This is a genomic window from Saccharothrix lopnurensis (assembly GCF_042658445.1).
GTDB lineage: Bacteria > Actinomycetota > Actinomycetes > Mycobacteriales > Pseudonocardiaceae > Actinosynnema > Actinosynnema lopnurensis.
Map to the genome: position 1 here is coordinate 95,951 of NZ_JBHSQO010000021.1, position 13,023 is coordinate 108,973.

4 protein-coding genes and 1 pseudogene are annotated in these 13,023 nt (G+C 78.1%); 1 reads left to right on the forward strand and 4 read right to left on the reverse strand.

The window, feature by feature from the left end:
- Window positions 1–9: 9 nt before the first annotated feature.
- From ACFP3R_RS21215 to ACFP3R_RS21230, 4 genes are read right to left on the reverse strand one after another with little or no spacing between them, the layout of a single operon-like run.
- Window positions 10–1,116 carry an acyl-CoA dehydrogenase family protein gene (locus tag ACFP3R_RS21215; protein WP_380638099.1) on the reverse strand — a complete coding sequence of 369 codons (1,107 nt, stop codon included), beginning with the start codon at window positions 1,114–1,116 and terminating at the stop codon, window positions 10–12.
- A complete protein-coding gene (locus ACFP3R_RS21220; protein ID WP_380638100.1) occupies window positions 1,109–1,366 on the reverse strand; it encodes an acyl carrier protein in 258 nt (85 codons plus the stop codon). Before ACFP3R_RS21220 ends, ACFP3R_RS21215 begins: the two co-directional genes overlap by 8 nt.
- A complete protein-coding gene (locus tag ACFP3R_RS21225; RefSeq protein ID WP_380638101.1) occupies window positions 1,363–2,202 on the reverse strand; it encodes a 3-hydroxyacyl-CoA dehydrogenase family protein in 840 nt (279 codons plus the stop codon). Before ACFP3R_RS21225 ends, ACFP3R_RS21220 begins: the two co-directional genes overlap by 4 nt.
- Window positions 2,199–3,455 carry a glycosyltransferase gene (locus tag ACFP3R_RS21230; protein WP_380638102.1) on the reverse strand — a complete coding sequence of 419 codons (1,257 nt, stop codon included), beginning with the start codon at window positions 3,453–3,455 and terminating at the stop codon, window positions 2,199–2,201. Before ACFP3R_RS21230 ends, ACFP3R_RS21225 begins: the two co-directional genes overlap by 4 nt.
- A gap of 195 nt (window positions 3,456–3,650) precedes the next feature.
- Between ACFP3R_RS21230 and ACFP3R_RS21235 the strand changes: the two are divergent.
- A pseudogene (locus tag ACFP3R_RS21235) lies at window positions 3,651–12,968 on the forward strand (type I polyketide synthase); the annotation flags it as partial.
- Window positions 12,969–13,023: the final 55 nt, after the last annotated feature.

Sequence of the window (13,023 nt, forward strand, 5' to 3'; positions counted from 1 at the left end):
CCGGGAGGGTCAGCGCGCCGCGGCGACGGCGTGGCGCGCGAGGATGAGCTGGCAGATCTCGCTGGTGCCCTCGATGATCTCCATGAGCTTGGCGTCGCGGTGCGCCCGCGCCACCGGGTGCCCGTCGTGGGCCGCCGCGGAGCCGAGCACCTGCACGGCCGAGGCGGCGCCGCGCGCGGCCAGCGTCGCGGCGGTGTGCTTGGCCAGCACCGCCGCCACCACCTGGTCGGGGGAGGCGGCGTCCACCGCGTCGGCGGCGTGCTCGCAGGCGCGCGTCGCCGACCGCTCGGCCACCAGCAGCTCGGCCAGGTGCCGGGCGACCAGCTGGTGCTCGGCCAGCGGCACGCCGAACTGCTCGCGGACGGCCGCGTGCCGGGACGCCTCGGTCAGGCAGGCGCGCAGGATGCCGACGCAGCCCCACGCCACCGACATCCGGCCGTGCTGGAGGGCGGCCGTGACCAGCAGCGGCAGCGGTTGCCCGCCGCCGCCCAGCACGGCCGAGGCGGGCAGCCGCACGCCGTCCAGGCGCACGTCGGCGTGCCCGGCGGCCCGGCACCCGCTCGGCGCGGCCACCGGGGTGATCACCACGCCGGGCGCGTCGGCGGGCACCACGACCGCCGACGCGCCGTCGTCCTGGCGGGCGACCACGACGACCAGGTCGGCGTAGGAGGCGGCGGTGATCCACGTCTTGTGGCCGGTGAGCACGACCTCGTCGCCGTCGCGGCGCACCTCGGTGGTCATCGCGGACAGGTCGCTGCCCGCCCCCGGCTCGCTGAACGCGGCGGCGGCGAGCGCGCCCGAGACGAGCCGGGGCAGGTGCTCGCGCCGCTGCTCGGCGTCGCCGAGGCGGGCGATGGTGCCGGCGGCCATCGACTGCGAGGTCAGCACGCTGCGCACGGAGCTGCACCGGCTGCCCAGGTGGGCGGTGAACTCGCCGGTCCACCGGCTGTCCCGGCCCAGCCCGCCGTGGCGGGCGTCCACCCCGGGGCACAGCAGCCCCGCCCCGCCCAGCGCGCGCAGCACCTCCCGCGGCACCGCGCCCGCCAGGTCCCAGTCGCCCGCGTGCGGGGCGACCAGGTCGTCCACCAGCGCGCGCGGGTCGGCCGGCTCAGGCACCGGCCCGCAGCCGGGTGACCAGCCCGGTCATCCGGTCGACCGTGCGGAAGTGGTCCAACCGCAGGTCCGAGCCGGTGATGGCGATGTCGAAGGTCTGTTCCAGGTGGACGATCAGCTCCATGGCGAAGATCGACGACACCAGGCCGGAGGCGAACAGGTCCTGGTCCGGCGGCACGTCGACCTTGGTGCGCTCCGCGAGGAACGCGGTGATGGGTCCGGCGATGTCCGCCGAGATCGGTTCGACCGTCACGACAGCACCTTCCTGTAGTCGTGGAAGCCCTGGCCGCTCTTGCGCCCCAGGTGACCCGCGGCGACCTTGGCCAGCAGCAGCTCGCACGGCGCGTGCGAGGCGATCCCGGTGCGGTCGGCCAGCGCGCGCAGCGCGTCGGCGAGGTTGTCCAGGCCGATGAGGTCCCCGGTGAGCAGGGGACCGGTGGGGTGGCCCAGGCAGCCGCGCATCAGCTCGTCGACCTGCTCGGCGGTCGCGGTGCCCTCCTGCACGACCCGCGCCGCGTCGTTGATCATCGGGTGCAGCAGCCGGCTGGTGACGAAGCCGGGCGCGTCGCGGACCACGACCGCCTTGCGCCCCAGGCGCTCCAGCAGGGCCAGCACGGCGTCCAGGGCGGGCCGGCCGGTGCGGTCCCCGCGCACCACCTCGGCGGTGCCGATGAGCCAGGTGGGGTTCATGAAGTGCACGCCGACCAGGTCGGCCGGGTCGGTGACGGCCCGCGCCAGCTCGTCGATGGGGATGCCGGAGGTGTTGGACACCAGCGGCGTGCCCGGCGCGACGATCCCGCACAGCCCGGCCAGCAGCTCGGCCTTGGCGTGCGCGTCCTCGACGATCGCCTCGATCACCAGCTCGGCGCCCGCGGCGGCCGACGGGTCGGTGGCGGTGGTCAGCCCACCGGGTGCCACGTCGGGGAACGAGCCCAGGAGCGCGCCGTGGCGCAGGTGGCCGCGCACGCGCGTCGCGGCGTCGTCCACCGTCGCCCGGTCCAGGTCGACCAGGGTCACCGGCACCCCGTGCCCGAGCGCCAGCGCCGCGATGCCGGCCCCCATCGTGCCCGCGCCGAAGATCGCGATCACGCGGCGGCCCCGGTGCCGGCCAGGTACTTCTCCACCACGTCGGCGGCGGTCGCCAGGCCCGTCTCGCCCGCCATCGCCTCGCCCAGCCGGGCCGAGCGCTCGCGCATCCGGTCGTCGGCGACCGCCTCGGCCACCGCGGCGACCAGGCCGTCACGGGTCAGGCGGTGCAGCGGCAGGGGAGCGGGGCCGACCCCCAGCCCGTGCATGCGCCGCGCCCAGAACGGGTTGTCGAACACCGCCGGGATCGTGACCTGCGGGATGCCCGCGCGCAGCGCCGAGCCGGCCGTGCCGCAGCCGCCGTGGTGCACCAGCGCCGCGCAGCGCGGCATCAGCCAGTTGTAGTCGACCTCGGTCGCCCGGAACACGTCGTCGGGCAGCGCGCGGTCGTTGCCGCCGACCACCACCAGCGGCCGACCCGCGCCGCGGGCCGCGTCGACGGCCCAGTCCACGGTGCGGTCCGCGTCGTGCACCGGCCACGTGCTGCCCAGCGTGAGCAGGACGGGCGGGGCCTGCGCGACGAAGTCGGCCAGGTCGGCGGGCGGGGTCCACCACTCCCGGTCGTGGAACCAGTAGCCGGTGACGTGCGCCTGCCCGGGCCAGTCCGCGGGCCGGGGCACCACGACCTCGCTGAACGGGTAGAGCAGCGGCCGGTCACGGCCGATCTCGGCGAACCGCGACCTGCCCTTCAGGGCCGCGCCGCCGACGCGCTCGACGTACTTGTTGGCCATCCAGCTCATCGAGGTCCACTGGAACGTGTCGAAGAACCAGTGGGTGAGCCTGTTGTAGCCGCCGCCCCACGGGCGCGGCCGGGCCTGGTAGGCGGGGAAGTCACGGGTGGGGGTCATGGGTATCCAGGACACCGAGCACCACGGCCGGTCGGGGTCGGTGAACCCGGCGATGTGCGTCAACGGGGCCGTCACCACGAGGTCGGCGTCGGCGCTCGCGGCGCGCATCCCCTCGAACATCGTCACCACCTCGTCGTCGGTGGGCGGCTGCACCGACCGCACGGTGCGCACGAACGACGGCCCCTTGCGCAGCGCGGCGTTCATCCGGGGCTGGCTGAACAGGTCCGGGCGCATCCCCGGCGGCGGCTCGACGGCCCGGAAGTCGAGGCCGGCGTCCTCGACCAGGCCGCGGAACGCCGGCGCGGTGCCGATCCGCACGTCGTGGCCGCGCCCGCGCAGGGTCCGACCGAGGGCGACCAGCGGCTGCACGTCGCCGCGGGTGCCGAACGTCAGCATCGTGATCCTCATGGGCACCTTCGCCTGGGAGTGGGTGTGCCTGGACTGCCGAGCGTGACGATAGGGCCGGATGTCTGGGGAAAGCCCCAGAAAGGCGCGCCCCGCGCCGGCCGCGCGGCACCGAGACTGGGGAGGGCATCGACGACCCACCGCGACCGTCGGCCCGGCCGGGCCCGCGATCGCCGCGCGCACCAGCGGGAGCCAGTCGTGACCCCAGCACCAGCACCCACACCGGACCGCGCCCGCACCGCCGTCGCGGTGATCGGCCTGTCCTGCCGGTTGCCCTCGGCGCCCGACCCCGAGGCGTTCTGGCGGCTGCTGCGGTCCGGGACCGACGCCGTCGCCACCGTGCCCGGTCGCGGCACGGGCGGGTTCCTGCCCGCGGTGGACGCCTTCGACGCGGGGTTCTTCGGCGTCTCCCCGCGCGAGGCGCGCGCGATGGACCCGCAGCACCGGCTGGCGCTGGAGCTGGGCTGGGAGGCGCTGGAGCACGCGGGCGTGCCCGCCGACGCGCTGCGCGGCACCGACACGGCGGTGTTCCTGGGCGCGATGACCGACGACTACGCCGTGCTCACCCGCACCGCGGGCGAGATCGGCCCGCACACCCTGACCGGGCTGAACCGGGCCTCCGCCGCGACCCGCCTGTCGCACCTGCTGGGGCTGCGCGGCCCCAGCATGGTCGTCGACACCGGGCAGTCCTCGTCGCTGGTGGCCGTGCACCTGGCGGTGGAGAGCCTGCGGCGCGGCGAGTCGGCGCTGGCGCTGGCCGGCGGCGTGCAGCTCAACCTGGCCGCCGACGGCACCGAGGTGGTCGAGCGGTTCGGCGCCCTCTCGCCCGACCACCGCTGCCACACCTTCGACGCCCGCGCCAACGGCTACGCGCGCGGCGAGGGCGGCGGCGTGGTGGTGCTGAAGGCGCTGTCCGCCGCGCTGGCCGACGGCGACGACGTGCTGGCCGTCATCGAGGGCTCGGCGGTGAACAACGACGGGCCGGCCGAGGGGTTGACCGTGCCCAGCGCGTCGGCGCAGGCCGAGCTGGTCCGGCTGGCGTGCCGCCGGGCCGGGATCGACCCGGCGCACGTCGGCCACGTGGAGCTGCACGGCACCGGCACCCGGGTGGGCGACCCGGTCGAGGCCGCGGCCCTGGGCGAGGTGTACGGGCGGGCGCGGGCGCGCGGGCCGCTGCTGGTGGGGTCGGTCAAGACGAACGTGGGCCACCTGGAGGGCGCGGCGGGCGTGGCCGGCCTGCTCAAGACGGTGCTGGGGCTGCGGCACGGCGTCGTGCCGCCGAGCCTGCACTTCACCGAGCCCAACCCGGACATCCGGTTCGACGAGTGGAACCTGGAGGTCGCGACCTCGGCGGTGCCGTGGCCGGCGGCGGCCGGCGGCGGGCTGCTGGCCGGCGTGTCGTCGTTCGGCGTGTCGGGCACGAACTGCCACCTGGTGCTCTCGGCCGGGCCGCGGGGCGCGCGGGAGGAGCGGGCGCCGGTCGACGCGCCGTTCTGGCTGCTGTCCGCGCGCGACCCGGCGGCGCTGCGGGCGCAGGCGGCGCGGTTGCTGCCGCACGTGGCCGCGCTGTTGCCCGCCGACGTCGGGCACACCCTGGCGACGCGCCGGGCCCTGCTGCCGCACCGGGCCGCCGTGGCGGGGCCCGATTTCGCGGCCGGTCTGGCGGCGGTCGCGGCCGGCGAGCCCGCCGTGGGCGTCGTGCGCGGCTCGGCGGTGGCCGGCGGGCCGGTGTTCGTGTTCCCCGGGCAGGGGTCGCAGTGGGCGGGGATGGGCGCGCGGCTGCTGGAGGGGTCGCCGGTGTTCGCCGCCGAGCTGGCCCGGTGCGACGAGGCGCTGTCGGCGTTCGTGGACTTCTCCGCCGCCGCCGTGCTGCGGGAGGACGCGGGCGCGCCCCCGTTGAGCCGGGTGGACGTCGTGCAACCCGTGCTGTGGGCGGTGATGGTGTCGCTGGCGGCGGTGTGGAGGTCCCGCGGGGTGGAGCCCGCCGCGGTCGTCGGGCACTCGCAGGGCGAGGTGGCCGCCGCGTGCGTCGCGGGCGCGCTGTCGCTGGAGGACGGCGCGCGGGTGGTGGCCCTGCGCAGCGCGGTGATCGCGGAGGAGCTGGCCGGCAGCGGCGGGATGGTGTCCGTCGCGCTGCCCGAGGACGAGGTGCGGGCGGGGCTCGCGCCGTGGGCCGGGCGGCTGGAGGTGGCGGCGGTCAACGGGCCGGAGTCGCTCGTGGTCACCGGCGAGGCCGGCGCGGTGGGGGAGTTCGTCGAGCGGTGGGGGTCCACCGGGCGGGTGCGCCGGATCGACGTCGACTACGCGTCGCACTCACCGGCGGTCGAGCGGGTGCGGGACCGGCTGGTCGGGCTGCTGGGCCCGGTGCGCCCCCGGACGTCCCGCGTGCCGTTCTTCTCGACGGTGACCGGCGGTGAGCTGGACACGTCCTCGCTGGACGCCGGGTACTGGTACCGGAACCTGCGGCACGCGGTCGAGTTCCGGGCGGTGGTGGACGGGCTGATCGTCGCCGGCCACGGCTTGTTCGTGGAGGTCGGCCCGCACCCGGTGCTGGCGGGCGGCGTCCGCGACACGGCGGGCGACCGGCCGGTGGCGGTGGTGGGCACGTTGCGGCGCGGCGAGGGCGGTCCGGAGCGGGTGCTGGCGGCGCTGGCGGAGGTGGCCGCGCACGGCGGTCCCGTCGACCTCGGGGCCCTCTACCCGGGCGGGCGGCACGTGCCGCTGCCGACCTACGCGTTCCAGCGGGAGCGGTACTGGATCGGCGAGGAGGTCGGGCCGGACCCGGAGGTCGTCGCCCGGCGGTTCGAGCCCGCGGCGGCGCTGCGGACCGTGCGCGGCGAGTGCGCGGTGGTGCTGGGGGCGCGCGACCCGGACCGGGTGCTCGTGGACGAACCGCTGCGGGCCCAGGGCTTCGACTCCACGATGGTGGTGGAGCTGGCGGCCCGGTTGCGCGCGGCGACCGGTGTCGAGGTGACGGCCGCGGTGGTCTACGACCACCCGACGCCCCGCAGGCTCGCCGCCCACCTGGCGGCCACGGCGGGGCCGACCGCGGGGCCGATCGCGGGTTCGACGGCGGAGGTGATCGCCCCGCTTTTCGACGCTGCCGAGACCGAGGCCAAGGCCGGAATCGGCGCCGGCGCCGGCGCTGGGGCTGGGGCTGGGGCTGGGGCTGGGGTTGGGGTTGGGGCCGAAACCAGGGCCGGGGCCACCGCTGACGAGCCGATCGCGATCGTCGGCATGGCGTGTCGGCTGCCCGGCGGCGTGGACTCGCCCGAGGCGCTGTGGCGGCTCGTGGCCGACGGCGTGGACGCGGTGTCGCCGATGCCCGCCGACCGGGGCTGGAGCCCGGCGGTGACGGGCACGGGCCGCGGCGGGGGTTTCCTGCCCGACGTGGCCGGGTTCGACGCGGAGTTCTTCGGCATCTCGCCGCGCGAGGCGTCGGCCATGGACCCGCAGCAGCGGTTGGCGCTCGAAGTCGCCTGGGAGGCCGTCGAACGCGCCCGGCTCGCGCCGACCGCGCTGCGGGGCACCCGCACCGGCGTGTTCCTCGGTTCGATGGCGCAGGACTACGGGCCGCCGCTGCACCGCACCTCCGGCGGCACCGAGGGGTTCGCGCTCACCGGCACCACCCCGAGCGTGCTGTCCGGTCGGATCGCCTACGTCCTGGGCCTGGCCGGCCCGGCGCTGACCGTCGACACGGCGTGCTCCTCGTCCCTGGTCGCGCTGCACCTCGCCGCCCAGGCGCTGCGGGCGGGGGACTGCGACCTGGCCTTGGCGGGCGGTGTCACGGTGATGTCCGAGCCCGGCCTGTTCGTGGAGTTCGCCAAGCAGGACGGGCTGTCACCGGACGGCCGGTGCAGGGCGTTCGCCGAGGGCGCCGACGGCACCGGGTGGGCCGAGGGCGTCGGCGTGCTGGTGGTCGCGAGGCTGTCCGAGGCACGCCGGCGCGGCCTGCCGGTGCGGGCGGTGCTGCGCGGGAGCGCGGTGAACTCCGACGGCGCGTCCAACGGGCTGACCGCCCCCAGCGGCGCGGCGCAGCGCGAGGTGATCGGCGCGGCCCTGCGCCGGGCCGGGCTCGCCCCGGCGGACGTGGACGTGGTCGAGGCGCACGGCACGGGCACCCGGCTCGGCGACCCGATCGAGGCGGGCGCGCTGCTCGCCGCCTACGGGCAGGACCGGCCGTCGCCGCTGCTGGTGGGCTCGCTCAAGTCGAACATCGGCCACACCCAGGCCGCGGCCGGCGTGGCCGGGGTGATCAAGCTGGTGCAGGCGATGCGCCACGGCTCCGTGCCCGCGACGCTGCACGTGGACGCGCCGTCGTCCCGGGTGGACTGGTCGGCCGGCGCGGTGGAGCTGGTCACCTCGCCCCGGCCGTGGCCGCGAGGCGATCGGCCCCGGCGCGGCGCGGTGTCCTCGTTCGGCATCAGCGGCACCAACGCGCACGTCGTGCTGGAGGAGGGTGACGTCGAGGACGTGCCGCCGGCCGGGGCCACCGACCGGGTGGTGCCGTGGGTGCTGTCCGCGCGCGGTGCCGAGGCGCTGCGCGGGCAGGCCCGGCTGCTGTCCGGTGTGGACGGTCGAGCGGTCGACGTGGCGGTGTCGCTGGCCACCACGCGCGCCCACCTGGGGCACCGGGCGGCGGTCGTGGCCGAGGACCGCGCGACCGCGCTGGCGGCGCTGGCGGCGGGCGGGTCGGCCGAGGGCGTGCTGGTCGACACCGCCGTGCCCGTGCCCGTGACCGCGTTCCTGTTCGCCGGGCAGGGCGCGCAGCGGCTCGGCGCGGGAGCCGGGCTGGCCGCCGCGCACCCGGTGTTCGCCGACGCGCTGGACGAGGTGTGCGCCTTGCTCGACCCGCGCCTGCCGCGCCCGCTGCGCGATGTGCTGTTCGGCGCGGACGCGGACGCCCTGGACGACACCGGCTTCGCCCAGCCCGCCCTGTTCGCGCTCGGCGTCGCGCTGGCCCGCCTGCTGGACTCGTGGGGCGTGCGGCCGGACGCGGTGGTCGGCCACTCGGTCGGCGAGGTCGCCGCCGCGCACGTCGCGGGCGTGCTGTCGCTGCCCGACGCGTGCGCCCTGGTCGCCGCGCGGGGCTCGCTGATGGCCGCGCTGCCGCCCGGCGGGGCGATGGTCGCGGTGCGGTCCGGGGTGGACGACGTGCGGCCGGTCCTGGGGCACGGGCTGGTGGTCGCCGCGGTCAACGGGCCGCGCTCGGTGGTGCTGTCCGGCGAGGCCGACGCGGTGGTCCGGGCCGCCGCGGACCTCACCGCGCGCGGCCACCGGGCCCGCGTGCTGCGGGTCAGCCACGCCTTCCACTCGCCGCTGGTGGACCCGGTGCTCGACCGGTTCCGCGAGGTCGTCGCCGGGCTCACCCCGCGCCCGCCGCGCGTGCCGCTGATCTCCACCCTGACCGGCGGGCGCGTCGACGCCACCGACCACGAGCACTGGGTGCGGCAGGTCCGCGAGCCCGTGCTGTTCGCCGACGCCGTCCGCGCGCTGGCCGACCTGGACGTCACGATCGCCCTGGACACCGGCCCGGACGGCTCGCTCGCCGCGATGGCGCAGGAGGCCGTCGCGGGCTCCCGCGCCGACGGGCTGGTGTGCGCGCCGGGCCTGCGCGCCGGCCGCGACGAGGACCACGCGCTCGTCGAGGCGCTCTCCCGGCTGCACGTCCACGGCGTCCCGGTGGACTGGCGGGCGTTCTGCGCCGGCACCGGCGGGCGCGTGGTCGACCTGCCGACCTACCCGTTCCGGCACGAGCGGTTCTGGTCGCCCGCCCCGGCCGCCGAGGTGTCCGCGGTGGGCCTGCGGGCGCCCGGCCACCCGCTGCTCGGCGCGGCCACCGAGCTGCCCGGCACGGGCGGCGCGGTGCTCACCGGCCGGTTGTCCGCGCACGCGCAGCCGTGGCTGGCCGAGCACGTGGTGGGCGGCGCGGTGCTGCTGCCCGGCGCGGCGCTGGCCGAGCTGGCGGTGCGCGCCGCCGACGAGGTGGGCGCGCCCGCGGTGGACGAGCTGACCCTGGAGTCCCCGCTGGTGCTGGCCGAGGACCCGGTGACCGTGCAGGTCGTCGTGGACGGGCCGGACGAGGCCGGGCGGCGGGCGCTGGTGGTGCACGGCCGGGTGGGCGAGCACGGGCCGTGGACCCGGCACGCCCGCGGCGTGCTGGCCTCGACCGCCGCGCCCGTGCCGGACCTGGCGGGCGCGTGGCCGCCGCCGGGCGCGCGGCCCGTGCCGCTGGAGGACTTCTACGAGCGCCTGGCCGCCGACGGGTTCGCCTACGGCCCGGCCTTCCGCGGCCTGCGCGCGGCGTGGCGGCGGGGCGAGGAGGTGTTCGCCGAGGTGGCGGGCGCGGGCGAGGCGGTCGGTGCCGACCGGTTCGCGCTGCACCCGGCCGTGCTCGACGCGGCCCTGCACGCCACCGCGCTGCTGGCCGACCCCGCCCGGCTGCCCGGCCTGCCCTTCGCCTGGACCGGTCTGCGCCTGCACGCCTCCGGCGCGACCGGGCTGCGCGTGCGGGTCACCGGCGTGGCGCCGGGCGAGGTGGAGCTGGTCCTGGCCGACGCCACCGGGGCGCCGGTGGCGGCCGTGGACCGGCTGGTGCTGCGGGCGGCGCCCGCGCGCGCCGCCCGACCGGGGCCGGAGGCGCTGTTGCGGTTGGACTGGACCCCCGCGCCCGCCCGCGCGCTGCCGCCCGACGCGGTGGTGGTGGGGGAGGACCGGTTCGGCCTGCCCGCCGCCGAGCGCTACCCGGACGTCGCCGCGCTGGTCAAGGCCGTCGCGGCGCGCGAGGTCGCGCCGGGCCTTGCGCTGCTGCCCGTGTCGGGCGACGAGGTCAACCGGGTGCTCGACGAGCTGCGGCTGTGGCGCGAGCACGCCCTGCCCTTCCCGCTGGCCGTGGTCACGCGGGGCGCGGTGGCCGTGGAGCCCGGCGAACCGGTGCGCGACCCCGACGCCGCCGCGGTGTGGGGGCTGGTGCGCGCGGCGCAGGCCGAGGACCCGGGCCGGCTGCTGCTGGTCGACGTCGACACCGGCCCGCCCCTGCTCACCGACGAGCCGCAGGCGGCGGTGCGCGCGGGCACGGCGAAGGTCGCCCGACTGGTGCGCTGCCGCCCCGACGACGCGCTCACCCCGCCGGAGGGGCCCTGGCGGCTGGACACCACCGCGCCCGGCACGCTGGACGCGCTGGTCCTGCGCGCCCTGGACACGCCCGCCTCGCCCGCGCCGGGCACCCCTGCGCCGGCCGCTCCCCCTGTGACCGTTCCCGCGCCGGGCACCCCCGCGGAGGCCGCTCCCGCGCCGGCCGCCCCCACGGCGGGCATCCCCACAGCGGACACCCCCACGGCGGACACCCCCACGGCGGACACCCCGGCGCCGGCCACCTCCACGGCGGTCACCCCCGTGGTGGCCGCCTCCACGGCAGCCGTCCCCACGGCGGAGCACCCCGCGCCGGGCACGGTCCGGGTCGGCGTGCGCGCGGCCGGCGTGAACTTCCGCGACGTGCTCACCGCGCTGGGCCGCTACCCCGGCGAGCCCGGACCGATGGGCATCGAGGGCGCGGGCGTGGTGCTCGCGGTCGGCGCGGGCGTGACCGACCTGGCCGTGGGCGACCGGGTGATGGGCCTGTTCGCGGGCTCGTTCGGCCCCGTCGCCGACACCCACCGCGACCTGCTCGCCCCGGTGCCCGACGACTGGTCGTGGGTGCGGGCGGCGGCGACCCCGGTCGTCTTCCTCACCGCCTACCACGCGCTGGTCGAGGTCGCGGGCGTGTGGGCCGGGCAGTCCGTGCTGGTGCACGCGGGCGCGGGTGGGGTCGGCACGGCCGCCGTCCAGTTGGCCCGCCACCTCGGCGCGGACGTGTTCGCCACCGCGAGCCCCGGCAAGTGGGGCGCGCTGCGGGCGCTCGGGCTGGCCGAGGACCGGATCGCCTCGTCCCGCACCCTGGAGTTCGCCGAGGCGTTCCGCGCCGCCACCGGCGGCCGGGGCGTGGACGTCGTGCTGAACTGCCTGGCCGGCGAGTTCACCGACGCCTCGCTGGACCTGGTCGCGCCCGGCGGGAAGTTCGTCGAGCTGGGCAAGACCGACCCGCGCGACCCGGACGGCGTGGACCACACCGCGTTCGACCTGCTGGAGCTGCCGCCCGCGCGGATCGCGCCCATGCTGACCGCCGTGACGGGGTTGTTCGCCGCCGGCGCGCTCGCGCCGCTGCCCGTCGCGGTGTGGGACGTGCGCCGCGCGCCCGAGGCGTTCCGGCACGTCAGCCGCGCCAAGCACATCGGCAAGGTGGTGCTCACCGTGCCCCGCGCGTGGGACCCCGACGGCGCCGCGCTGATCACCGGCGGGCTCGGCGGGCTGGGGCTGGCCCTGGCCCGGCACCTGGTCGCCGACCGCGGCGTCACCCGCCTGGTGCTGGTCGGGCGCGGCGGCGGCGCGGGCCGGGAGGACGAGCTGGCCGCGCTGCGCGGGCTGGGGGCCGAGGTCACCGCGGCGGCGTGCGACGTCGCCGACCCCGACGCCGTGGCCGACCTGGTCGCGGGCGTCCCGGGGCTCACCGCCGTGGTGCACGCGGCGGGTGTGCTGGACGACGGCCTGCTGGACGCGCTCACCCCGGACCGGCTGGCGGCCGTGCTGCGACCCAAGGTGGACGGCGCCCGCGCGCTGCGCGAGGCGACCCGGCACCTGGACCTGGCCGCGTTCGTGACCTACTCGTCGGTCGTGGGCACGCTCGGCGCGGCCGGGCAGTCCGCCTACGCCGCCGCGAACGCCCACCTCGACGCCCTGGTCGACCACTGGCACGCCGAGGGCCTGCCCGCCCGCTCGCTGGCCTGGGGCCCGTGGACGGCCGAGACGGGCATGACCGGCGGGCTCGCCGAGGCCGACCTGGCGCGGCTGACCCGCTACACCCCACCGCTGGCCCCCGCGCACGGCCTGGCCCTGTTCGACGCGGCGCTGGCGTGGACCGAGCCGACCGTGGTGGCGGCCCGGGTCGACGCCGACGCGCTCACCGCCGACGGCCCGACCGCGCTGCGCGGCCTGGGGCGCACCACCCGACCGCCGGCCGCCGCGCCCACCGGGTCGGGGGCGGCCGGGCGACTGGCCGCGCTGCCGGGACCGGACCGCGCGGACGCCGCGCTGGACCTGGTGCGCCGCGAGGCCGCGGTGGTGCTGGGCCTGCCCGGCCCCGAGCGGGTCGCGCCCGACCGGTCCTTCCGGGACACCGGGTTCGACTCGCTGACCGGACTGGAGCTGCGCAACCGGCTCACCGGGGCGACCGGCGCGCGGCTGGCGCCGACCGCCGTGTTCGACCACCCCACGCCCGCCGCGCTGGCGGGCCTGCTGCTGGCCGAACTCGGCCTCGCCGAGACCTCGGAGCGGGCCGCGGTCCTGGTCGAGCTGGACCGCCTGGACGCCCTGTGCGCCCAGGTCGACCCGGACGCCGAGCTGCGCCACCAGGTCGCGCTGCGGCTGGACGCGCTGCGCGGCCGGTGGGGTGCTCCCGCCGTGCGCGACGAGCTGGCCGACTTCGACTTCGACCTGGCCGGTGACGACGAGATGTTCGAGCTGCTGGACAACGAGC